The following is a 22,917-nucleotide window of genomic DNA, read 5'->3' as shown; positions in this document are numbered from 1 at the left end:
GGATCATGGCCGAACACACAGTCGCAGCCTTCGATGAGGATCTCGGACAGATCAGCAGGCTGATCAGCGACATGGGCGATCTCGCCGGCACGATGGTCGGCGGCGCCACCAAGGCTCTGCTGAATTCCGACAACGCGCTGGCACAGCGCGTCGTCTCCGACGACGCCATCATGGATGCGCGCCAGCGCGAACTCGACGACCGCGCCATCACCCTGATCGCCAAGCGCCAGCCGATGGCCGACGATCTGCGTCATGTCGTCGGCTCGATCCGCATGGCGGGCGACCTCGAGCGCATCGGCGACCTTGCCAAGAACATCGCCAAGCGCGTCGGTTCCGTCGGCCTCACCGCGACGCCGCGCGACCTGTCGCACTCGATCGATTCCATGGCGCAGCTGGTGCTGATCCAGGTGCAGGGCGTGGTCGAGGAATATGCGGCCGGCGATGCCGCCGCCCTCGCCAAGCTCAGGAATGACGACGAACGCATCGACGTCAAATACACCTCGGTGTTCCGCGAACTGCTGACCTACATGATGGAGGATCCGCGCAACATCACGGCTTGCACGCATCTCTTGTTCTGCGCCAAGAATCTCGAGCGCATCGGCGACCATGTGACCAACATCGCCGAGAATGCGTATTATGTGCTGACCGGAACGCAACTGCCCGCCAATCGTCCGAAGCAGGACGAGACGGCGATGTCGGCGCCGGCGGCTTGACGATAGGATGATCTGCCAATGATCGCGCCACGCATCATGGTGGTGGAGGACGAGGAGCCGCTCGGCGTGCTCCTCCGCTACAATCTGGAATCGGAAGGCTACCAGGTCGAGGTGGTGCCGCGCGGCGACGAAGCCGAGATCCGCCTCCAGGAGAATGTGCCCGACCTCCTGGTGCTCGACTGGATGGTGCCGGCTGTTTCCGGCATCGAACTCTGTCGGCGCCTGCGAATGCGGCCCGAGACCGAGAGGTTGCCGATCATCATGCTGACGGCGCGCGGTGAGGAGAGCGACCGCGTGCGTGGCCTTTCGACCGGCGCCGACGACTATCTGGTCAAGCCGTTCTCGACGCCGGAATTCATGGCCCGGGTCAAGGCGCTGCTGCGTCGCGCCAAGCCGGAAGTGCTGTCCAGCGTGCTCAAGGTCGGCGACATCGTGCTCGACCGTGAATCGCACCGGGTCTATCGCAAGAAGAGCGAAATCCGGCTCGGACCGACCGAGTTCCGGCTGCTCGAATTCATGATGCGCCATCCCGGCCGGGTGTTCTCGCGCAGCCAGTTGCTCGACAATGTCTGGGGCGAGACGATCTATATCGACGAGCGCACGGTGGACGTGCATGTCGGCCGGCTGCGCAAGGCGGTCAACAATGGCCGCATGCCCGACGTCATCCGCACCATTCGCGGCGCGGGCTACGCGATCAGGGAAGACTAGGTCGAGGGCGGCTACGCCCCTGACTTCGTCATCCACGAGCGGAGCAAGGAGCGAAGCGACGCGGCGCAGACCCGAGGATCGATGCCGGGACCTCGACGCGTCGCCGCAGTGCAGAATTCTGCACCGTTGCACTCTACGATCGAGGTCACGGCATGGATCCCAGGGTCTCCGCGACGCCGCTTCGCGGCTGCTCCGCCCAGGGATCACGACCTTGAGGGCGCTCGGCCAACCTCCAGCATTGGTGGTGATTCACCGGAGCGTTCGCTCAGGCCACGCTCTTCCCAGCACTGCCTCTCGCCTGCACGCCCGGCGCGAAAATCTCCTGGTCGACGAAGGTCAAGGCGCGCATGGCGCAGCCTTCGCGAATGAGCGGCAGTTCGTTCGGCTCGGTGTCGAAGGAAATCGATTCCGAATGCTGGCCGCCGGCGGTCTGGGCGATGGCCTCGCGCAAGGCCGGCTCGATCAGATCGAAGGCGGCGGCACTGACACCGACCATGGCGACCGGCGCCGGGTCGATCAACGCGAACAGGCTGCCCAGCCCATAGCCCAGCGCCTCGCCCGCCTTGCGATAGGCTTCGCGCTCCGGTCCGTCTTTCTCCCTTGCCGTCGCGGCGAGTGTCCGCATCTGCGCGTCGCTGACATCGGCGACCGGTTCGGCGTCCTCGCCAAGCTGCCTGGCATTACGCCAGATGGCATAGTTGCCGGCGTAGGCCTCGACGCAGCCGCGCCGCCCGCAACGGCAGAGCGCGCCGCCCGGGCGATGGATCATGTGGCCGAATTCGCCGCCCGATGAATGGGTGCCGGTGAACAGTTCGCCCTTGAGCACCAGGCCCATGCCGATGCCGTGCGAGAGCAGGATGGCGATGAAGTCGTCGCGGTAGCGTTGAGGGTCGCGCCAGCGCAACGCCACCGCCATCATGTTGCAGTCGTTCTCCATGGTGGCGGGGATGCCGAATTCGGCTTCGAGTATGTCGGCGAAGGCAATGTCCGTCTGCGGCGTGATCGGCGACCACAGCATGGCACGCGCCTTGGTGTCGGTGATGCCCTGGATCGCCAGCGCGATGCGGGCAACACTGCGGATATCGAGATCGGGGTCCTCGATGCGGCGGCGCACTATTGCCGTGCATTCGCCGATCAGCGCCTCGCGCGACATGGTCAGCGTGTCCAGCCGGCGCTGCTCCTCGGCGACCACCTGGCCGGCATAATCGATGACGGCGACGGATAGGAAATTCAGCGACAGCACCACGGTCATCACAGCCGCGGCCTCGGGGTTGAGGCCGAGGCCAACCTGCGGCCGGCCACGTTTGAGTGAGCCGGCCTCGTTCGGCTTGCCTTCGGTCAGGATACCTTCGCCGATCAGGTCGGCGGATATCGCCGATATGGTCGAGTGGCTGAGGCCAGTGGTGGCGGCGATCTCGGTGCGCGAGGGCTGACCATCCCGGCGCACGGCTGCAATCACCATTGCGCGGTTGCGCCGGCGCAGATCGTCGTGGCGGATTCCCACCGACATGCTTTCCCTCCCGGTTGCCGCGGTTCTTGATCCCCCTCGAATACCTCCGGCAACAGGGTCAAACACTGGCAGAAGCGGCCGGTGCTGTCATTTATTTATTGCGAGGCTCGAAAAAAATTTCTGGCACCTCAAAATCCATCAGAATCGATGTTGACAGTGTTCTGGCGATGGACCAGTGTTTTTTCGAGGCTCGAAAAAATAGAGCCTTTGTGCCGGCCTTCGGGCCAGTTTGGTCGCGCCATACGCGGCGCAGGGAGGATATCATGAAGAGATTCACAGCCGCCATCCTGGCGGGTGTCGCCATGTCGCTGACACTGGTGTCGGTCGCGCAGGCGAAGGACAAGGTCATCGGCGTTTCCTGGTCCAACTTCCAGGAAGAGCGCTGGAAGACCGACGAGGCCGCCATGAAGAAGGCGATCGAGGCCGCGGGCGACAAGTACATTTCCGCCGATGCGCAGTCCAATCCCGGCAAGCAGCTGACCGATGTCGAGAGCCTGATTTCGCAGGGCGCCAATTCGCTGATCATCCTGGCGCAGGATGCCTCGGCCATCGGTCCGGCGGTGCAGAAAGCGCTCGACGAGGGCATTCCGGTCGTCGGCTATGACCGCCTGATCGAAAACAAGGACGTCTTCTACCTGACCTTCGACAACAAGGAAGTCGGCCGCATGCAGGCCCGCGAAGTGTTCAAGGTGAAGCCTGAAGGCAACTACGTCTTCATCAAGGGCTCGGGTGCCGACCCGAATGCCGACTTCCTGTTCTCGGGCTCGATGGAAGTGCTGAAGGAAGCCATCGACTCGGGCAAGATCAAGAATGTCGGCGAGGCCTATACGGACGGCTGGCTGCCCGCCAACGCCCAGAAGAACATGGAGCAGTTCCTCACCGCCAATGACAACAAGGTCGACGCGGTGGTCGCGGCCAATGACGGCACCGCCGGCGGCGTCGTCGCGGCGCTGACGGCGCAGGGGCTCGCCGGCACCGTGCCGGTCTCTGGCCAGGACGGCGACCATGCCGCGCTCAACCGCATCGCGCTCGGCACCCAGACCGTGTCGGTGTGGAAGGACGCGCGTGAACTCGGCAAGAACGCCGCCGAGATCGCCTCGCAGCTCGCCGACGGCAAGAAGATGACCGACATCGCCGGCGTGAAGGACTTCACGACGCCTGGCGGCAACACCGTCAAGTCGCTGTTCCTGACCCCGGTCGCCATCACCAAGGATAATCTCAACCTCGTCATCGACGCCGGCTGGATCAAGAAGGACGAAGTCTGCGCGGGCGTCGCCGCCGGCAGCGTTGCGGCCTGCAACTGAGTTTGACCGCTTGAAGAAATGAAGGCGCCGCGGCCCAAAGCCGCGGCGTTTTCTCAAAAAGATTTGTGTTTCCGCATCACGCGGATAGCTTCTAGGCTGGCTTCGGCATCCGCGTAGACGGCCAGCCGGTTGGAGGAAATCATGACCGATACGACGTCCAACCCGCAGGCCGATACCGCGCGCGCCTCGGAACTCGGCGCGGTCGCCCGGTTCCTGAAGGCGACCGAGATCGACACCCGCATGCTCGGCATGATCGGCGCCCTGCTGCTGATCTGGGTCGCGCTGCATGTGATTTCGAGCCTGCGTCTCGGCGTCAATCCGCTCGATTTCGACAGCCGCACGTTTCTCACGCCGCGCAATCTGTGGAACCTGTCGGTGCAGACGTCCGCGGTCGCCATCATGGCCTGTGGCATGGTGCTGGTCATCGTCATGCGCAACATCGACCTGTCCGTCGGTTCCGCCGAGGGCCTGATCGGCATGGTCATGGGTTTTGCGCAGGTGCATTTCCTGGTTCGGTTCGTGGGGCTTGAACTCGGCAACCCATGGATCTGGGTCCTGGCTCTGGTCATCGGCCTGGCGCTCGGCCTTTTGATCGGCGCCTTCCAGGGCTTCGTCATTGCCTATCTCGAAGTGCCGGCCTTCATCGTCACGCTGGGCGGCCTGCTGGTCTGGCGCGGCGCCGCCTGGTGGGTCACGTCAGGCCAGACGGTGGCACCGCTCGACGCCACCTTCCAGCTGATGGGTGGCGGCCCGGCCGGATCGATCGGCGCCACCTGGAGCTGGGTCGTGGGCATCGTCGCCTGCCTGGCCGTCGTGTTCGCGCTGTTCAACGGGCGCGTGCAGCGCAAGCGCTTCCGCTTCCCGCTGCGGCCGGTCTGGGCCGAGACGCTGCTCGGCGCCGTCACCTGCGCCGTCATCATGGGCGCGGTCTGGCTGGCCAACTCCTATCCATGGCCGATCGGCATCGTGAACCGCTACGCGGCCGCCAACAACATCACCGTACCCGAGGGCGGCCTGTTCATCGCCCACGGCATCGCGATACCGGTGCTGATGGCGGTCGCCGTCGGCCTGGTCATGACCTTCATCACCAACCGAACCCGTTTCGGCCGTTATGTCTTTGCCATAGGCGGCAATCCGGAAGCGGCCAATCTCGCCGGCATCAACACGCGCTGGATCACCATGAAGGTGTTCATGATCATGGGCGTGCTGGCCACGATCGCAGCCGCCATTTCGTCGGCCCGGCAGAACTCCTCCACCAATGTGCTTGGCACATTGGACGAGCTGCTCGTCATTGCCGCGGCCGTCATCGGCGGCACGTCGCTTGCCGGCGGCTCGGGAACGATCATCGGCGCCATGCTCGGCGCATTGCTGATGCAGTCGCTGCAGTCGGGCATGGTGCTGCTCGGCGTCGACTCGCCGCTGCAGAGCATCGTCGTCGGCGCCGTGCTGGTCATCGCGGTGTGGCTCGATACCGTCTATCGCAAGCGGGTTTAGGGATACGATCATGGCTGACAAAACCGCTCCCGCAACTGCCCCCGCAACCGCCCCCATGGGCACGCCGCTGGTCGACATGCGCAACATCTCGATCGCCTTCGGCGGCATCCGTGCCGTCGACGACGCGTCGATCGACCTTTTCCCGGGCGAGGTCGTAGCGCTGCTCGGCCACAACGGCGCCGGCAAGTCGACGCTGATCAAGATCCTGTCCGGTGCCTACAAGCGCGATGCCGGCCAGATCTTCGTCAATGGCGAGGAGGCAGCGATCTCCAACCCGCGCGACGCCAAGAAATACGGTATCGAGACGATCTACCAGACGCTGGCGCTGGCCGACAATGTCGATGCCGCCGCCAATCTGTTCCTCGGCCGCGAGCTGATGACCGCCTGGGGCACGCTCGACGACGTCGCCATGGAGGCCGAGGCGCGCAAGGTGATGGGGCGGCTCAATCCCCGCTTCCAGCGCTTTAAGGAGCCGGTGATCAAACTGTCAGGCGGACAGCGGCAGTCGGTGGCGATCGCACGCGCCATCCTGTTCAACGCCCGCATCCTGATCATGGACGAGCCGACGGCGGCACTCGGCCCCCAGGAAACGGCACAGGTCGGCGAACTGGTCAGGCAGCTCAAGTCCGACGGCATCGGCATTTTCCTGATCAGCCACGACATCCACGACGTGTTCGAGCTCGCCGACCGGGTTTGCGTGATGAAGAACGGCCAGGTGGTCGGCACGGCACGCACCACGGACGTCACCCAGGACGAAGTGCTGGGCATGATCATCCTGGGCAAATGTCCTCCAGGTGCCATACCGGGGCCGGGGGCGCTGAGGATCGCCGCCTGAGGCCGGCCGCAGGCCGGCCAGGCCGCTCGGGCACGCCCCGTTGCCGTTCACGTGATATGCCAGTGATCACGATGGCTTGGCCTGACCATTGTGTTGGCCCGGCGAGTTGCCCATAAAGGTCCTGTTTTGCTCATGGACCGCATCATCCGTTGAAGAAGCTTTTTCCAATCGTCGCGTTCATAGCCGTTGCATTGATCAGCATGACCATGGCGGGGTTCGCTTATTTCGCGACGCAGGAGGCCGCCCGCATTAAGTTCGAAGGGGCGGCCGATGACGCCCTCAACCGGATCGAGAGCCGCATCGACCTGCATCTGTCGCTGTTGCGCTCGACACAGGCCCTGTTCGATGCGCGCAACGGCGATATTTCCCAGAGCGAGTTCAAGGCCTTCTTCAAGGCGCTGGATATCGACAGCAATTTTGCCGGCCTGCGCGGCATCGGCTTCCTGCGGCTGGTCAAGACGGGCGACGAAGCCGCAGTGGAGCGCGACATCCTCCACGATTTCGGCGCCAGCCATCCGGTCTATCCGGATACGACGCAGCCCTGGCGCACGCCGATAGCCCTTTTCGAGCCGCTGGATCCGTCCAACCAGGCCAGCATCGGCTATGACATGTTCAGCGAGCCGGTGCGGCGCGTGGCGATCGAAAAGGCGATGGCCGACGACCAGCAGCATGCAAGCGGGCTGGTGCAGCTCGGCCAGGGCACGGGCGTCGCGCAGACCTTCACCGGGTTCCTGGTCTTCGTGCGGCTCAATGTAGAAACGGCGCCGGAGGTCATCAACGCATCGCGATCCTCGACCGCCGGCTTTCTCTATGCCGCCTTCCGGGCCCGGGACCTGTTCCAGATCGCGCTGAGCCGTGCGCCGCTGCTGCCGGTCAACACAGAGATTTACGACGGAGCGGTGAACGGCGACAATCTGTTGTTCCGCTCGGAGACGCCACCGGTTTCATCCCTGGGAGACCGGCTGCTGGTCACCCGCAAGATGACCGTGGCGGGGCGCCCTTGGACCGTTTTGTTCAGGCCGACCAGCGCCTTCTCGCAACCCTCGTCGCGCGCCATCCCCGTCATGCTGGGACTGTTCGGCCTGCTCCTGGCCGGTGCCATCGCGCTGGTGGCGCGCTACCAGGAGCGGGCCTATGACGCCGTATCGGCCTTGCATGAGACAACGGAAAAGAGCCTGCTCGAAAAGGACCTGATGCTGCAGGAGATGAAGCATCGCATCAAGAACTCGATCACCAGGGTGCTGGCGATCGCGCGGCAGACGGCGTCGCGGGCCACCGACGTCAATGAGTTCTCCGCTTCCTTCTCGGCCAGGCTGCAGGCGATGGCCGCCTCGCAGGATATGCTGACGCGCTCGCGCTGGCAGAAAGCCGACCTTGCCGATCTGCTGCGAATCGAGCTCGGCCAGGTGTTCGGCAAGGAACTGCCGGAGGGTCTCCTGTCAGGCCCGGAGGTGCTGCTCGACGAAACCACGACGCAGGCGCTTGGCCTGACCTTTCACGAACTCGCCACCAATGCGCTGAAATATGGTGAAGCCGGCAATTCCGCCAATTCCTCCAAGGGAGATTGGGCGCTGAAAGTGAACTGGTCGCTGGAAGGGCGTGGGCGCGAGCGGATGCTGGCGCTGAACTGGCGGGAAGTCGGGAAAAACAGGATCGAGGCGCCGGCCGTAACCGGATTCGGCACCAAACTGATCGACCTCAACGTCACGCGCGAATTGCGCGGCACGATCAAGCGCGATTTCCAGGCTGACGGCCTGAAGGTGGAAATCAGAATTCCGTTGGTCGGCTAAAATCCTGCCGGTCGCCAGCGTCGAACGCTAAGAAAATCCGGAGGCCGGACATGGCCCCCGGATCTGTATTCCATCAGAGCGGTTCAGCGTTTCATGGAATCGCCGAACAGCGCCTGGAAATGCTTCGATCGCTGAATTAGTTGCAGCGGGCCGTGTAGATCCGGCCGCGATGATCGCGATACTGGCAGTAGCCGTTGCGCAGGTTGCGAACCAGCAGGCCGGACCCGGCACCGACGGCCGCGCCGATCAGCGCGCCCTTGCCGCCGCCGACCAATCCGCCTACGCCCGCGCCGATCAAGCCGCCGCCGACGACGTCCTGCTCAGTCGTGGTGCAGCCGCTGACGGCAACCACCGCAACCATGGCAATAAGTATTTTCCGCATAGAGTCACTCCTCACTTGTGTCCACACTTTAGTAAGCTCCAACCGCCATTTAGCACGAAACGATGGCCTTTGCTGCTGCAAATTTATTGTTGGCTAAGGTGGTCTTTTTCTGGGCGGATCGTGTTCGATGCCATGACGAGGTTGGAAATCACCAACGAAGCGTCAAGGCTACCGTCTGGCCGCACCTTCCAGGCAATTTGATCGTAGTCGTCCTCCAGCGCGGGGTCGGCCGCGAGGCATTTGGCGACGATATGCTGCGCCTGTCCCTGTACGTCGCCCATCGCGAAGGGGCGCTCAGCGGTGCATTCGTCGGCTGTTGCAAAAACACTGACTGGGACCTGCAATTCCCGACATTCGGCCATCGAGTTCGAGCAACCGATCACCAGTAACAACGCGGCTATGTGTTCCATGACAGATGTTCCTCTGGCCGCAATAACGGCCAACATCGTCAAAAAGTTCCTGTCCTTCCAAGGGAGTTACGCGAATACTTGGATGACAACAGGGCAGGACCTAAGTCAGGTCGACTGCCAGACAACGACCAGCAACATTGTCACGGTCAAGGCAAGAAGGAGCCCCTTCGCCAAACCCTTATCTGCTCGAGGGGGTGTTTCTACGGAGGATTCGGCTTCCAGAAATTCGCCCATCGAAATACGTGCGGCTTGTTCCAGTCTGTTCATGTCGGCGACTGTCAAGACATCCTCCGGTATCGCGCTGCAAGCCTGCAAACAATGTCCGACGGCGGGGCAGGTTCCGGCGGTATCCGGGAAAACAGCATCCGCCCTTATGGTGAATAGCCGGTTAAGAATCGCTGCTTGCCGAGGCTCTCACTGCGTCTCGAAATTGCTGTGCGGAACGACAAGGCGATATTCGAGGTGGCCGCCGCCGATATTGAGGTCCGCGGTTCCGTTCAGGGATGCTGGCACCACCCGCTCCAAGGCGACGCTGCCGAATCGCTTTTGACCGCCGCGATCGTTGTCGGTCCCTATCGTTTCGGCCCATGTCAAAGACAGGGCTAACTCCCCCGTGGCGGCGGCGTCGAGGTTGGCGGTGACCTCGACGAAACCGTCAGGCCGGGACAGGGCGCCATAGCTGACGGAGTTGACGGCGAGTTCGTGCATCGCCAGGCCGATATGCAGCGCGGCGTTGGGATTGAGGTAGGGATTGGCGCCACGGAAGCGCAGGCTGTGCGATGGGTTCGCTCCGTAGCGGCCGACCTGGCTCGCCACCAGCTCATGAAGGGCTGCCCCTCGCCAGTTGGAGGATGTCACCAGATCCTGGGAGGACGCCAGCGACTGCAGCCGGCCGCGGAAGCGCGTCAGGAAGTCGCCGACGCCGTCGGAATAACGACCGGTCTGGGTCGCGATGCTCTGGATGATCGCCAGCAGGTTTTTCGAGCGGTGGCTGACTTCACGCAGCAGCGTCGTCAATGTCTGTTCGCGCCGCTTCTGCTCGGTCGTCTCGACCATGGTGGTGACGACGCCTTGTACATCGCCATCGTCGCCTCGGTCGGCATCGACCCAAATCTGAAACCAGCGGACGCCATTCTCGACCGGAACACTGATTTCAAGGCGCTGAGGATCGCCGGTCGCGACCACATCGTGCTTGGCGGCGCCGATGCGATCGGCCTGCGCCGTCTGCAGGATGCCGTTCCCGTCGGCATCGTCGGAAGCCCAGGGCGCGCGCATGTTGCGGGCCCATACGGTCTTCATCTCGCGATCCTGGTAAAGGACGGAAATGCCGGCATTGTGCAGCGCGTGGAGAAGAGCCCGACCAAGCTGCATGCCACTTTCGGCCGGATGCATGGCGATGACTTCATCGCTCCGTGCGCCTTCCGTTTTATCTGAAGTCCTGGAGCGCATCGATCAAATCTGTCCACCCAACTCAGGCTGAACGGCTCACTGTCGAATGGGTTCCCCTAAAAGCGGTCCGCCGGACGGTGTCCATTGAAGGACCCCGCCCGGCGGTGGCTGGAAACCGTTTGAGGGGTGCGGCTTCCAGTGTTCACCTGATGAGCCGTCAGGCTCATGCCCTCTTGAACAGGCCGGCCAGAAGCGAAATGACCAGGAAAGCGAGGAAGATAAAGAACAATATCTGCGCGATTCCGGCGGATGTGCCGGCGATGCCGCCGAAACCAAGCGCGCCGGCAATAATCGCCACGACGAGAAATACGAGCGCCCAGTACAGCATGGTTCATCTCCTTCGAATGATGCGATAAAAACGTGGGTGGATGCGGTTTGTTCCACCATTCGCCGAAAAAGACGGGGCTTGCAAATCGTTCCGGGCAGCGCCGGCTGGAAATTCCCCGGTAGCCGATCCGGCTTGTCAAAAAAGGCCGCCGGATGGGTCGCATCCGGCGGCCTTTTTTTGATCTTGTCCGGCTTCCGGAGGCCGCGATCTATGCGGCAGCCTTGGCCTGCCGATCGAAGAACAGCGCCTGGCTGATCAGCGCCTTCACCATGTCGGGATTGAACGGCTTGGTCACGAGGAAGGCGGGTTCGGGGCGCTCTCCGGTCAGGAGACGCTCGGGAAAGGCGGTGATGAATATCACCGGCACCGATGTCGAGGAGAGGATTTCGTTCACGGCCTCGATGCCTGAGCTGCCGTCGGCGAGCTGAATATCGGCCAGCACCATCTTCGGTCGGGTCTTGCCGAACATCGTCACCGCTTCGGCATGGGTACGCGCCGTTCCTACCACCCGATGACCGAGGCTCTCGACCATCTCCTCTATGTCCATGGCAATCAGCGGTTCATCCTCGATGATCAGCACGTCGGTCGCCACCTGGCGTGAAATCTCGTTGCTTGCCTGGGCAAGCAACTCGGAGAATTGCTGTTCGCCGACATCGAGGATTTCGGCCGCCTCGTCCTCGCTGAAACCTTCGACGGCAACCAGCAGGAAGGCTTGGCGCGGAAGCGGCGCGATGGCATTGAGATTGGCGGCCGCGCGCTGTTCCCACGCCGATTGTGCCTGCTCCTGCGGGACACGGATGGCAACCGATGTGAAGAGCTTGGCGAAAACCTTGTACAAGGCGATCCGGTCACTCGATGCCTCGGGGAAGATCTCGATGTCGGCGATGATGGCTTCGAGCATCGCGGCGACCAGCGCGTCGCCGCTCTCTTGCGATCCCGAGACGGCACGCGAAAAGCGGCGCAGGAACGGCAGGTGCGGTGCGATGGTGGCGGATAAACTCATGGTAAGACGTCTCCCTCAGATGACGCGAGTGCACGGATTGCAGGTCAAGCTTGTTGCAAGCCCCGCTAATACAACGCGGGTTTTCCGAAAAAGTTCCGGCCTATATGGAACGAATAGACGGAAACGGCGTTTGATACCGGGATGGGCAACCCAGACGAGGGTGTCGCTTGCCTTGTGTTGTGTTGTTATGGGCGGCTTGGGCGCTGGGACTATAAGGGCGAAATGAAGGATATGACGAAAGATATTTTGGCTGGCGCCGCGGGCAGGCGCCGGAACGGTGCCGGCGACCCGCTGGGGCCGAACTCCGAAATCGGACGCAAACTCAAACAATATTACGACGAGCTGGTCTCCGACAATGTGCCGGATCGCTTCGCCCAGTTGCTCAGCCAACTGGAACAAGCCGAACCCGCACAGAAGAAGGACTAGATCATGGCCGCGGTCTCCCAAGGCTTCAAGACCGATCTGCTTGGGGCAATCCCGAGCTTGCGGGCCTTTGCCGTGTCGCTGACGCAGAATGCCGACAAGGCCGATGACCTCGTTCAGGAAACGCTGGTCAAGGCCTGGGACAAGCATGAGAGCTTCCAGCCTGGCACCAATCTCAAGGCATGGCTTTTCACGATCCTGCGCAACGAATTCTATTCGCAGATGCGCAAGCGCGGCCGCGAGGTGCAGGACAGCGACGGCATCATGACGGCCCGGCTTGCGGTGCATCCGGCACAGCACGGCCAGCTCGACCTCAAGGATTTTCGCGGCGCCCTCGAGCAATTGCCGGAGGACCAGCGCGAAGCCATCATCCTGATCGGCGCATCGGGATTCTCCTACGAGGAGGCCGCCGAAATCTGCGGTTGCGCGGTCGGAACGATCAAGAGCCGCGTCAGCAGGGCTCGTACACGCCTTCAGGAAATCCTGAAAATCTCCGGCGAGGACGAGTATGGTCCCGATGCGATCTCCGCCCAGGTCACGGGCACGGCGGCACATTGAAATACGGCTGCATCACGGCAATTCGAGTGCCGTCGCGTCAGTCTTAGCCGGGGGAGCCGCGACCGTAGGCTAGCGCCACCGCTTCAACGAGGTCTTCGCCTGAATAGGGCTTGGTGACCAGCCTCACCCCGGGAAAGGAGGCCTTGATCTCGTCCGCATCGGAGTAGCCGGACGCAAACACGAACGGGACGCCGGTCTCCCGCAGGCCCGCGGCGAATTCGAGCGTCGAAGCGCCGCCCAGCATCAGATCGACAATGGCCGCGTCGAAATGCGTCGCGACCTTACGGCCGTCGATCTCGGCCAGGTCGCGGGCAACCACCACCTCGCCCGCACCGTGGTCACGGCAGAGTTGCTCGACATCCATGGCTATGAGGAATTCATCCTCCAAGACAAGAATGCGCAATCCGTCAAGTAATTGGGGCACAGGCAATCGCTCCTTGAAACGCCGGGATTCATGATCGCAATTTGGTGTCTTGTCATTTAAAAAAGACATGCGCCGGCGACGAAACAGCGATCTCGGGCAAGCGCGTGAAACTGGCCTGCCGACGGCAGACTTTCGCAACGGGGGATCGAAATGCCAAGCCAGATCGGGCGCTCTTCTTCAAGCCGGCAATATCCTTGCGAGCAGTGCCCATTACGGCCCTTGCCGGTGTTCCGGGAGTTCGAGAAACCGGAGCTGGCCTTCATCAGTAAATTCAAGAAGGGCGAGCTCACGGTCGACAAGGGTGCCACTGTTCTCGTGGAAGGAAGCCACAGCGCCCACCTCTACACCGTGCTGTCCGGCTGGGCGTTCCGCTACAAGCTGTTGCAGGACGGCCGCCGACAGATCCTCAATTACCTCATGCCTGGCGATCTCATCGGCCTGCAAGGCAGCGTCATGGGGGAGATGCAGCATTCCGTCGAGGCCCTGTCGCCGATGCTGCTTTGCGTGTTCGAACGCGATAACCTGCATGAACTCTACCGCAACCATCCCGGTCTCGCCTACGACATCACCTGGATCGCGTCGCGCGAAGAGCGCATGCTGGACGAGAACCTGCTCAGTCTCGGCCGCCGCAGCGCGATCGAGCGTGCCGCCTATCTTATCGCCTTCATCGCCAGCCGAGCCAAGGTCGTCGGACTGAACGGCAAGCAAACCATCCAGATTCCGATCACGCAGCAGCACATCGCCGATACGCTTGGCCTGTCGCTGGTTCACACCAACAAGACGATCCGCAAGCTGATGGATCGCCAGCTGATCGTCTGGCGCGACGGCGGGTGCGGGGTCGTCGACAATGAAGGGCTGAAGCAGCTCGCCGGCTGGGAGGGGCTGGGCGAGGGCCGCCGGCCATTGATCTGACACCGCACTTCTTGCCAGGGCGGCGGATCGGGTGCGCATGACCGGGTTTTCGGCTAGTTTGTCCGGGCATCGGAACTTTGGGACGCACGGCGCGTTTGAAATCGAGCAATCACAAGGAGTTAAGCAATGGCAACCGCCGCAAGCAAGACCGCCAACGAAGCGCGGACGAATCCGGATCTCGAAGCCGACATCAGGCAGTTGAAAGCCGATATCGACAAGCTCACCAAACAGCTGGCCAAGACCGGCGAACACGGCTACGGCACGGCGCGCCGGGCGGCGGCCGAAGGCGTCGAACAGCTGCGCGCCCAAGGTGAGGCCGCCTTCGACAGCCTGCGCGGCAACGCCAGGGATCTTGAGGCGCAGATGGTGGCAAGCGTACGCGAAAAGCCGGTGACGTCTCTTGCAATCGCCGCTGGCGTCGGCTTCCTGTTCGCACTGCTGGCGCGTCGCTAGTCCGCCGAGATGGGACTGCTGGCTTCCCTGCTCTCGGCTGTCGCCTCGGGTGAAACAATGGCCGCCGTGCGGCGCGCGCGCACGGCGGCCGTCGTCTACGCGTTTGCAGCGTTGGCGGCATTCTGCGGCCTCGGCTTCCTGGTCGGGGCAGCTTATATCTGGACGTCGGTGCGGTATGGATCGCTAGCTGCCGCGATTGGTTTCGGTGTCGGCTTCCTGGTGATCGCGGGCCTTGTTCTTCTGATCCACCGGCTGATGGCGGGCGCCCGGGTCCGCCGCGAGGCAAGGCGGCGCAAAGCCGACATGAAGGCGATCGGCATTACGGCCGCGCTCGCCGTGCTGCCGACATTGCTGAAGGGAAAAGGCGGACTAGGGGTTATTCTTGGTCCGGCCGTGGCACTGGCGGCCTATGCCATCTACCGCGAGAACGTGAAGCCGGACACCGATCATCCGGATGATGCCGGCGAGGGGTAGTATGTCGGGCATCTGGACTGCCTCGTCTCACTCCGACAGATCCTCCAGCGGCATCGATATTTCGGCGAAGACCCCGTCCGGCCGGAATTCATGGGTCACTTCGCTCGAAATGACCTTGGCCAGACTGCGCCGGATGAGGATCGAGCCAAAGCCGTGCCGCTCGGGTGGGGCAACTTCAGGACCGCCGCTTTCGCGCCAGGTGAAAACGAGGCGCCGGTCGCCTTTCCTGCCTTGCGCCTTCCAGCCGAGATCAACCTTGCCCGATGCAACAGACAGCGATCCATATTGCAGCGCGTTGCTGGCCAGTTCGTGCAGGATCAGCCCGAGCCCGACGGCCTGATCAGGCGACAGCAACAGATCGGCGCCGGAGATCGTCAAGCGTGGCTGGTCGGCGGTGTCGAAGGGCTTGATCTCGATCTGGACGAGTTCACGGATGCCGATGCCGCGCCATTCGCGGTCGGACAGCAGACCATGGGCAATACCCAGGGCCTGAAGCCGCGCGCGGAAGGCCTCGAGGAATTCGCTCGGCTGGCGGGCATGGCGCACGGTCTGCGTCGCCAGCGCCTGGACCGTTGCCAGCGTGTTCTTGACACGGTGGTTGAGTTCTCTGAGCAGCAGCCGTTGCCGTTCGTCGCCAAGCTTGCGTTCCGAGATGTCGTAGTTGACGCCGAAAATCAGCGTCGGCTTGCCGTCGCCATCGCGCTCGATGACACTGCCGCGCGTGGCCACCCATCGCGGTGGATGAAAGCCTTTCACCCGGTATTCGCCGAAATAGTCGTCGCTGCCGGTCAAGGCGTCGCGAAAGCGGGTTTCGGTTTGATAGACGTCGCGCGGGTCGATGGCGGTCAGGATGTCGCGCGCCCGCAAACGCGTCGAGCGCGGCAGGTTGAACAGTTCGGACAGCCTGACGTCGCACTCGATCATGTCCGTGCGGATGTCCCATGCCCAGCTGGCGAGCGACGCCGCGTCGAGGGCGATGGCGCGCCGCTTTTCCTCGCGCGCGAGTGCGGCCTCGGCGATCGCGCCGCTGCGGGTTGCATCCTTCAGGGTGAACAGGCTGCCGGCGAGACCGGCGAGCATCGTCAACTGGTCCAGTGTGGCGCTGGATGGAAAGACATGGGGTTTGCGATCCATCACGCACAGCGTGCCGATCCTGGCGCCGGCCACGAGCATCGGTGCGCCTGCGTAGAAGCGCACATGATGCTCGCCTGTGACCAGCGGGTTGTTCTTGAAGCGGGGATCCGCCGTCGCATCAGTCACCACCATGGGGCCGTCACCGGCGGCGATGGCGTGGGCGCAGAAGGAAATTCTGGTCGCCGTTTCCGTTTCGTCGAGGCCAAAGCATGACTTGAACCATTGCCGCTCGAGATCGACAAGCGTGACCAGCGCTATCGGTGCCTGCATTACGGCCGCGGCGAGGTTGCTGATGCGGTTGAAATCCACGTCGATCGTCGAATCGATCACCTCCAGCCCACGCAGCACGGCGAGCCGGTCTTCGTCCTTCACCGCGCGCGCGACCTCGGCTGGCAGACCCAGCGCTGCTTCCGCCTTGCTGCTCACCCAAGTCCCCAATGCCCAGTCCCGACTTCCGCCGTCCTGTTGGTCTCTTCGCCGGCACTGGTCCGGCTTGCTTGGAACCATCCTAGCGAGGAACCGTTACCCGACCATGTTTTGCCGGCCGCGTCAGCCGGCGCAAATCGAGACAAGGGCCGATCATGACCAAGATCATTCCCGAAAACAAAGCGCGTCAGGGACGGTGGGGCTGGCATGTCTTGTATATCCTGATCGCCGCGCTGCTCCTGAGCTTCGCGGCCTGGGGTGCCGCTGAAATCTATGGCCGGGCGGCCAAGACACCGGCGACCGAGCAAGGAAGCGCGCCGGGCGGCTAGTTTTTTGGCTTTCGTCGTTCGAGACCGCATCAGGCAGCCTTTGCCTCGGCGATGCTGGACGGCACCAGGACGTTGAGCGCTCCGGGATGGATTTCGATCGTCGTCTCACGATCGAGCCTGACCAGTTCGCCATCCATCACGGCCCGGAACTTTCTGCCGCCGGAATGGATTTTCAGCACCGTACGGTCGGCTTGGTGAATTTCGACATGCTCGTTGTCGCGCCACTTGCCGCGCGCAATGTCGAACAAGAACTTGAGCAGTTCGGCGCGTTGCTGCGCCACCGTCACATAGATGCCGAGCACGCCGCCGGCAGGGTTGTCGGCATAAGGCAGATGGCCTTCGCCGAACAGATTGTTGGTGACGCCGATGCCTGATATGCGCGCCGTCACCTCGGCGTCGCCGATGCCGAGCGTGACGTTCATCGCCGGCGGGTTCTTGATCGTTGCCCAGGCCGCCTTGGCCGAAGCCCTGATCTTGCCCAGGCGCGAACCGAATTCCATCCCCTGGCGCAACTGCACCATCTTGGCGTGCATGCCGATCGAGAACTGGTGGACGAAGGGCTGGCCATTGGCCGTGGCCATGTCGACCGCGATGATTTCGCCGTCGGCGAAGGATTTCAGCGCGGCATCGAGCGACTGCGGAATGCCGAGGCCGCGCGCAAAAAGGTTCATCGTGCCGGCCGGCAGTATGGCGAGCGCCTTTTTCTTGCCCATCAGCCTCGCAGCCGCGGCCGAGATGGTGCCGTCACCGCCGCCGGCGAGCACAACATCGACGGCGCGGCGCGACACGGCGTTGTCGAGGGTTTCCACGACATCCTTGCCGGCAACGATATCGATGCTGAGAGAGTGGCCCGCCGATTCCAGCGTCTGACGCATCCGGTCGGAGAAAGCCGAGATATCGGTGGTGCGCAAGGTGCCGCCGTCTCGGTTCAGCACCGCTGCAAATTTCATGCCCCGCTCCGCCGATCAATCACAACCTGACCAGGACGCGCCCAGCCGGAGGCTGAACGCGGCGGACTTGGAAAGGTTCCGGTTGCGCCGCAATCCAGGCCGGATTCGAAGCTGGGTAGCGCGCATTCGCTTCGTGGGAACAACAGCATGGTCACGACGTTGTGAACCTGTAGAGATGCCGCGTCCGATCTCCCCAGCGACGGTTCAACCGGGCGCGGCGTGCACGAAATCAGCACGAGGAGAGACTATCATGATCCGCACCCTTTTAGCCACGACCGCCCTTGCGACAATGGTCGCGACCGGTGCCTTCGCCCAAAGCACTGCAACCCCGGCCCCCGCGAAGCAGCCTGCGGCGCAGGAGCCGGCCGCGCCGGTGGTGCACGCTGAGGGCAGCATCGTCACCAATATCATCGGCGAAACCGTCTACAACGGCACTGGCGACAATGCCGAGAATATCGGCAAGGTCACTGATGTCGTCTTCGACAAGGACGGCATGGTGAAATCCGTCGTCATCGGTGTCGGCGGCTTCCTTGGCGTCGGAACCAAGAACGTCGCCTTTGACTATGACAAGCTGCAATGGGCCGAGAAGAACGGTGACCGCTGGCTGGTCGCGCAGACGACCAAGGACGAGCTGACGGCGCATCCGGAATTCGACAGCAAGGCTTATGCGCCGGTCCCGGCCGCATCGACGACTGCTCCGGCCACGTCGACCGATACCGCGCAGAAGCCGGCGGAGGCGAATGCGGAACCGGTGAAACAGGCCGATGGCAACCTGGCCACAAACATCATCGGCGAAAATGTCTACAACGGCACAGGCGACGACGCCCAGAAGATCGGCGACGTGAACGACATCGTGCTGACCAAGGAGGGCAAGGCGCAGTCGCTGATTATTGGCGTGGGCGGCTTCCTCGGCATGGGCGAGAAGAACGTCGCCTATGATTTCGCCAAGGCGCAGTGGGCACAGAAGAATGGCGACCGCTGGCTGGTTGCGCAGACCACCAAGGAAGAACTGCAGGCGCAGCCGGACTTCAACCGCAAGGCTTATGATCCGGTGCCGGCCACGACGGCATCGAACGAGCCGGCGGCAACCGCCCCCGCCACCGCGACGGCTCCTGCTGCCGCTCCGGCGGACAAGACGGCGGCGGCGCCGGCTGACGCCACCGCTCCCGACCAGACAAAGACCGCGGCCATCGACAAGTCGAAGCTGACGGAGATGCCGATTGGCGAGATCAGGGCTGACGATCTGAAGGGCACGACAGTCTATGGCGCCAACGACGCCAAGGTCGGCGAGATCGGCGATGTCGTGCTGGCGCCCGACAAGAAAACCGATGCTGTGATCGTCGACGTCGGCGGCTTCCTCGGCATCGGTTCGAAGGAGGTCGCGGTTGGCATGGATAATTTGAAGTTCATGACCGACAAGGACGGCAAGAAGTACCTCTACACGACCTTCACCAAGGAGCAGCTCGAGAAGCAAGCGGCTTACGACAAGGGCTCCTACGCGCAGAAGCGCGACGAGCAGCGTCTGATCGTTCGATAGGCAAGGAAACGGGCGGCAAGGGACATCCCTTACCGCCCTGCCTGCGACCTTGCGTATCCAGTCACCCCGTTTTCCGTCAGTTCCGAGAGTGCAAGCGACTGGTCGAGATGTTCGGCCCGCCAGGCAAGCAGCCTTTCGGCGAATTCCAGGCGGGTGGAGCGATGTGCCGGACTGCTGGCGAGGTTCTTCAATTCGCCAGGGTCGTTCTCCATGTCGAAGAGCAAAGGCGGCAAGCCCCCGCCAAAATGCACATATTTGAATTTCTGCGTGCGGATGACAGCGAGGTTGCACTTGCGCGAGGTAAGGCCGAAGTGCCGTTCGGCTTCACCGTCCGCGACCGAGCGAAAGTCGAACTCCCAGTGCGCGGCGTCGCGCCAAACGGCGGGCGTTCCACCGCTCAGGAAGGGTTTCAGCGAGCACCCGTCAAGATGCGGTTCGGGAGCCACGCCGAGCAGGTCGATGAGCGTAGGCAAAATGTCCACAGCTTCGGTGAAGCGATCGACAGTGCTGCCAGCGGCCTTGCGATGGCGGGGATCGCGGATGATCAGCGGGATGTGATAGCTGCCGTCGAAATAACCGCCTTTGCCCAGCATGAAATGGTCGCCCATCATTTCGGCGTGGTCGGAGGTGAGCACGATGATGGTGTTGTCCCAGGCGCCTTCGGTCTTCAGCGCTTGCCAGAGGCGGCCGAGCTGTGCGTCGACTTCGGAGATCATGCCGTAATAGATGGCTCGGATGCGGCGGAAATCATCCTCGCTCCAGTCGTGTACCTTGCCCGTGGCACCGGGGCGGAACCTTGCGCGGTTTTGCCGGCCAAGATCATAGGCGATGTAGGGGTGGCCCTGAGATTCGGCTCGCCAACTTTCCGCACGGTGAAAAGCCGGGCCGTCCGCCGGATCGTATCGGGTGTTGTACGGTTCCGGCACAATGAAGGGCGGATGCGGGCTGATAAAGGAAAGATGGGCAAACCATGGCGCGGCCTCCTCTTGCTCGCCCAGCCAGCGGATGAATTCGCCGGCAAGGAAGGCCGTTGGCGTCTGGTCCTTGGAGTAAACGGGTGGCGCTTCAGTCACCGCGCCGTCCGCCTCGCCCACGGGGCGATGGATATCAGGACTTCCAGCGCTGGCATCGATGCCCTGCTGCTTCAGCCATGACAGCCACTGTTTCTGATGTTCGGGGAGCAATTGGCGCACCGTGAAGCCGGGCAGCACGCCTTCATAGCTGTGCAATCGTGGATCACCCGGTGCCAGCTGGCGCGGGTCGAGCGACACGTCGGTATAGCCGAACAAGGTCGGATCGTAACCGACGCTGCGCGCGGCAAGCGCGATGTTGCCGTGGCGGGCATCGAGCGGCGTGCCGTTGCGGCAGACACGGTTGTTCATCTGATAGAGGCCTGTGTAGAGGCAGGCGCGCGCGGGCGAGCACGGAGCCGCGCCGCCGTAGTGGCGCTTGAACAGCACACCTTCGGCGGCCAGCGCATCGGCATTCGGCGTCTTCACCTGGAGATGGCCGGCAGTCGACAGGCAGTCACCGCGCCACTGGTCGCAGGTAATGAGGAGGACATTTGGCCGCCTGCCTTTTCCAGTCACTTGCGCTACCCCTTCCCAGCACGTTCGAATGCGCACATGGAACCGATTCCATCAGCCGCGCAAGGCCAGGGCCGTTGGCAGAATGGTGAACGAGTTTCTTGTCACTGTTCACTTTTACAGCACAGTCCATTCTGTGTTTGCGGCCTTTGCCCCAACAGATCGTGTCCTCATATTGGCGTGGACAGCGGCGAGGGCCGCACAAACACCAAGGGAAGGAGCAAAGACATGCTCGACCAGATCAAGGGCCTGCATCACGTCACCTCGATGGCCAGGGATGCACGGCAGAACAATGATTTCTTCACCCACAAGCTCGGCCTGCGCCGGGTCAAGAAGACGGTCAATTTCGACGCGCCGGATGTCTACCATCTCTACTATGCCGACGAGGTCGGAACGCCGGGTTCGGTGATGACCTATTTTCCGTTTCCCAACATCGGCAAGGGCCGCCATGGCGTCGGCGAAGTCGGCACGACGGTCTACTCCGTGCCGGAAGGTACGCTCGCCTATTGGGAAAAACGCTTCACCGACGAAGGCGTAACCAATGTCGCCCGCGAGGAAAGTTTTGGCCAGAAACGGCTCAGATTTGACGGCCCGGACAGCGACGGCTTTGCCCTCGTCGAGGACAAGGCCGACACCAGAGCGCCCTGGGTGAAGGGCGGCATTGCCGCTGACGAGGCGATCCGCGGCTTTCATTCGGTTTCACTGAGGCTGAAGGATGGCGGCGCCACCGAGGAGCTTTTGAAGTTCATGGGCTACGAGGAGGTCGACAAGTCAGGCAATGTCAGGCGGCTCGCCGTCAAGAACGGCAACGGCGCCGATGTCGTCGACATCGAATCGCTGCCGACGGCCCCCTTCGCCGATCTCGGCGCCGGCTCCGTCCATCATGTCGCCTTCGCCGTCGAGAACCGCGCCAAGCAGCTCGAAGTGCGCAAAGCGCTGATGGATACAGGCTATGGCGTGACGCCGGTGATCGACCGCGACTATTTCTGGGCGATCTATTTCCGCACGCCCGGCGGCGTGCTGTTCGAAGTCGCCACCAACGAGCCGGGCTTCGACCGTGATGAGGACACCGCCCATCTCGGCGAGGCGCTGAAGCTGCCCACCCAGCATCAGCACCTGCGGCCCTATCTCGAACAGCATCTGCAGAAGCTGGAGGGCTGAGCGATGAGCAAGGACGCTTTCATCCACAAGATGCTGCCCGGTTCGCCGGGTGGTCCGCTGCTCTTCGTCTTCCATGGCACGGGCGGCGACGAGAGCCAGCTTGTCTCGCTGGGGCGCGATCTCGCGCCCCAGGCCACCATCATCTCGCCGCGCGGCGATGTTTCAGAACAAGGTGCCGCGCGTTTCTTCCGCCGCACCGGCGAAGGCGTCTACGACATGGACGACCTTGCGCGGGCGACGGGCAAGATGGTGGGCTTCGTCAAGGCCCATGTCGAGGCGACGACGCCATCGGCCGTGCTCGGCCTCGGCTATTCCAACGGCGCCAACATCCTGGCCTCGCTGGTGTTCGAAGCCCCTGATCTTTTCGAAGCCGCGGTGCTGATGCATCCGCTGATCCCGTTCGAGCCGGAGGTGAAAGGCAGCCTTGCCGGCCGTCACATCCTGGTGACCGCCGGCAGGCGCGATCCGATCTGCCCGCCGAACCTGACGGCGCGGCTCGAAGCCTATTTGCGTGCCGATGGCGCCGATGTCACAGTGGAGTGGCACGAAGGCGGGCACGAGGTGCGGCCAAACGAAATCGAGGCGGCGCGGCGGCTTTTTGCCGGTGCCCAAGGAGTGTAAAGA

At 62.9% G+C, this 22,917-nt stretch carries 26 protein-coding genes; 15 read left to right on the top strand and 11 right to left on the bottom strand.

Annotated features, from left to right (window positions below; genetic code table 11):
* The first annotated feature begins 5 nt into the window (after window positions 1–5).
* Both phoU and phoB read left to right on the top strand, forming a co-directional pair.
* Window positions 6–713: a phosphate signaling complex protein PhoU gene (gene phoU / locus EN851_RS14805; RefSeq protein WP_127277552.1), complete on the top strand. Its 708-nt coding sequence runs from the start codon at window positions 6–8 to the stop codon at window positions 711–713.
* An 18-nt stretch (window positions 714–731) separates the two neighbouring features.
* Window positions 732–1,421, top strand: coding sequence for a phosphate regulon transcriptional regulator PhoB (gene phoB / locus EN851_RS14800; protein ID WP_032917568.1), 690 nt, complete (start codon window positions 732–734; stop codon window positions 1,419–1,421).
* Between the two features lie 265 nt (window positions 1,422–1,686).
* On the opposite strand, the gene EN851_RS14795 is transcribed toward phoB, so the two are convergent.
* Complete coding sequence (locus tag EN851_RS14795; protein ID WP_127277549.1) at window positions 1,687–2,931, bottom strand: ROK family protein; 1,245 nt, start codon at window positions 2,929–2,931, stop codon at window positions 1,687–1,689.
* 263 nt (window positions 2,932–3,194) lie between these two features.
* On the opposite strand from EN851_RS14795, the gene xylF reads away from it, so the two are divergent.
* The 4 genes from xylF (at window position 3,195) to EN851_RS14775 (ending at window position 8,354) form a co-directional block, all read left to right on the top strand.
* Complete coding sequence (xylF, locus tag EN851_RS14790; protein ID WP_127277547.1) at window positions 3,195–4,235, top strand: D-xylose ABC transporter substrate-binding protein; 1,041 nt, start codon at window positions 3,195–3,197, stop codon at window positions 4,233–4,235.
* Window positions 4,236–4,376: 141 nt separating this feature from the next.
* Window positions 4,377–5,729, top strand: coding sequence for a sugar ABC transporter permease (locus tag EN851_RS14785; protein ID WP_127277544.1), 1,353 nt, complete (start codon window positions 4,377–4,379; stop codon window positions 5,727–5,729).
* A gap of 10 nt (window positions 5,730–5,739) precedes the next feature.
* The gene (locus EN851_RS14780) at window positions 5,740–6,564 is read left to right on the top strand and encodes an ATP-binding cassette domain-containing protein (RefSeq protein WP_127277541.1); all 825 of its coding nucleotides are present in this window, start codon (window positions 5,740–5,742) and stop codon (window positions 6,562–6,564) included.
* Window positions 6,565–6,713: 149 nt separating this feature from the next.
* Window positions 6,714–8,354, top strand: coding sequence for a CHASE domain-containing protein (locus EN851_RS14775; RefSeq protein ID WP_127277538.1), 1,641 nt, complete (start codon window positions 6,714–6,716; stop codon window positions 8,352–8,354).
* A 136-nt stretch (window positions 8,355–8,490) separates the two neighbouring features.
* On the opposite strand, the gene EN851_RS14770 is transcribed toward EN851_RS14775, so the two are convergent.
* The 6 genes from EN851_RS14770 to EN851_RS14750 form a co-directional block, all read right to left on the bottom strand.
* Entirely contained in the window at window positions 8,491–8,736 is a 246-nt protein-coding gene (locus EN851_RS14770; RefSeq protein ID WP_027141909.1) for a YMGG-like glycine zipper-containing protein, read from the bottom strand.
* An 83-nt stretch (window positions 8,737–8,819) separates the two neighbouring features.
* The gene (locus EN851_RS14765; RefSeq protein ID WP_127280182.1) at window positions 8,820–9,146 is read right to left on the bottom strand and encodes a hypothetical protein; all 327 of its coding nucleotides are present in this window, start codon (window positions 9,144–9,146) and stop codon (window positions 8,820–8,822) included.
* Window positions 9,147–9,251: 105 nt separating this feature from the next.
* Complete coding sequence (locus tag EN851_RS36295; protein WP_189521847.1) at window positions 9,252–9,428, bottom strand: hypothetical protein; 177 nt, start codon at window positions 9,426–9,428, stop codon at window positions 9,252–9,254.
* Between the two features lie 132 nt (window positions 9,429–9,560).
* Window positions 9,561–10,595, bottom strand: a complete 1,035-nt coding sequence (locus EN851_RS14760) for a sensor histidine kinase (protein WP_135929508.1) — start codon at window positions 10,593–10,595, stop codon at window positions 9,561–9,563.
* Between the two features lie 163 nt (window positions 10,596–10,758).
* A complete protein-coding gene (locus EN851_RS14755) occupies window positions 10,759–10,923 on the bottom strand; it encodes a DUF1328 domain-containing protein (protein WP_027031438.1) in 165 nt (54 codons plus the stop codon).
* Between the two features lie 208 nt (window positions 10,924–11,131).
* Entirely contained in the window at window positions 11,132–11,926 is a 795-nt protein-coding gene (locus EN851_RS14750; protein WP_135917187.1) for a response regulator, read from the bottom strand.
* 222 nt (window positions 11,927–12,148) lie between these two features.
* On the opposite strand from EN851_RS14750, the gene EN851_RS14745 reads away from it, so the two are divergent.
* A complete protein-coding gene (locus tag EN851_RS14745; protein WP_127280183.1) occupies window positions 12,149–12,352 on the top strand; it encodes a NepR family anti-sigma factor in 204 nt (67 codons plus the stop codon).
* Window positions 12,353–12,355: 3 nt separating this feature from the next.
* Window positions 12,356–12,907: an RNA polymerase sigma factor gene (locus EN851_RS14740; protein WP_010911883.1), complete on the top strand. Its 552-nt coding sequence runs from the start codon at window positions 12,356–12,358 to the stop codon at window positions 12,905–12,907.
* Window positions 12,908–12,950: 43 nt separating this feature from the next.
* Here EN851_RS14740 and EN851_RS14735 read toward each other — a convergent pair whose 3' ends face one another.
* On the bottom strand, window positions 12,951–13,331 hold the full coding sequence (locus tag EN851_RS14735; protein WP_245464483.1) for a response regulator: 381 nt from the start codon (window positions 13,329–13,331) through the stop codon (window positions 12,951–12,953).
* Window positions 13,332–13,481: 150 nt separating this feature from the next.
* Between EN851_RS14735 and EN851_RS14730 the strand changes: the two genes are divergently transcribed.
* The 3 genes from EN851_RS14730 to EN851_RS14720 all read left to right on the top strand — a co-directional run bounded on the left by EN851_RS14730 (window position 13,482) and on the right by EN851_RS14720 (window position 15,170).
* Entirely contained in the window at window positions 13,482–14,243 is a 762-nt protein-coding gene (locus EN851_RS14730; RefSeq protein ID WP_127872060.1) for a Crp/Fnr family transcriptional regulator, read from the top strand.
* Window positions 14,244–14,369: 126 nt separating this feature from the next.
* Window positions 14,370–14,696, top strand: coding sequence for a DUF883 family protein (locus EN851_RS14725; RefSeq protein ID WP_127872059.1), 327 nt, complete (start codon window positions 14,370–14,372; stop codon window positions 14,694–14,696).
* A gap of 9 nt (window positions 14,697–14,705) precedes the next feature.
* Window positions 14,706–15,170: a hypothetical protein gene (locus EN851_RS14720; RefSeq protein WP_135929507.1), complete on the top strand. Its 465-nt coding sequence runs from the start codon at window positions 14,706–14,708 to the stop codon at window positions 15,168–15,170.
* Between the two features lie 27 nt (window positions 15,171–15,197).
* On the opposite strand, the gene EN851_RS14715 is transcribed toward EN851_RS14720, so the two are convergent.
* On the bottom strand, window positions 15,198–16,730 hold the full coding sequence (locus EN851_RS14715) for an HWE histidine kinase domain-containing protein (RefSeq protein WP_127872057.1): 1,533 nt from the start codon (window positions 16,728–16,730) through the stop codon (window positions 15,198–15,200).
* A gap of 155 nt (window positions 16,731–16,885) precedes the next feature.
* Here EN851_RS14715 and EN851_RS36290 point away from each other — a divergent pair, with 155 nt between their 5' ends.
* Window positions 16,886–17,059, top strand: a complete 174-nt coding sequence (locus tag EN851_RS36290) for a hypothetical protein (protein ID WP_189343577.1) — start codon at window positions 16,886–16,888, stop codon at window positions 17,057–17,059.
* 29 nt (window positions 17,060–17,088) lie between these two features.
* On the opposite strand, the gene EN851_RS14710 is transcribed toward EN851_RS36290, so the two are convergent.
* The gene (locus EN851_RS14710) at window positions 17,089–18,009 is read right to left on the bottom strand and encodes a diacylglycerol kinase family protein (protein ID WP_127278578.1); all 921 of its coding nucleotides are present in this window, start codon (window positions 18,007–18,009) and stop codon (window positions 17,089–17,091) included.
* Between the two features lie 250 nt (window positions 18,010–18,259).
* Between EN851_RS14710 and EN851_RS14705 the strand changes: the two genes are divergently transcribed.
* Entirely contained in the window at window positions 18,260–19,546 is a 1,287-nt protein-coding gene (locus EN851_RS14705) for a PRC-barrel domain-containing protein (RefSeq protein ID WP_135929506.1), read from the top strand.
* A gap of 29 nt (window positions 19,547–19,575) precedes the next feature.
* Here the strand turns inward: EN851_RS14705 and EN851_RS14700 are convergent, their stop codons facing one another.
* Window positions 19,576–21,135, bottom strand: a complete 1,560-nt coding sequence (locus tag EN851_RS14700) for an alkaline phosphatase family protein (RefSeq protein WP_135929505.1) — start codon at window positions 21,133–21,135, stop codon at window positions 19,576–19,578.
* Between the two features lie 225 nt (window positions 21,136–21,360).
* Between EN851_RS14700 and EN851_RS14695 the strand changes: the two genes are divergently transcribed.
* Both EN851_RS14695 and EN851_RS14690 read left to right on the top strand, forming a co-directional pair.
* Window positions 21,361–22,293, top strand: coding sequence for a VOC family protein (locus tag EN851_RS14695; protein ID WP_135917189.1), 933 nt, complete (start codon window positions 21,361–21,363; stop codon window positions 22,291–22,293).
* A 3-nt stretch (window positions 22,294–22,296) separates the two neighbouring features.
* The gene (locus tag EN851_RS14690) at window positions 22,297–22,914 is read left to right on the top strand and encodes an alpha/beta hydrolase (RefSeq protein ID WP_135929504.1); all 618 of its coding nucleotides are present in this window, start codon (window positions 22,297–22,299) and stop codon (window positions 22,912–22,914) included.
* The last annotated feature ends 3 nt before the right edge of the window (window positions 22,915–22,917 follow it).

It is taken from the genome of Mesorhizobium sp. M8A.F.Ca.ET.208.01.1.1, assembly GCF_004791315.1.
GTDB lineage: Bacteria > Pseudomonadota > Alphaproteobacteria > Rhizobiales > Rhizobiaceae > Mesorhizobium.
Note: the sequence above shows the minus strand (reverse complement) of the source record. Positions and strands in the feature narration are given on the sequence as shown.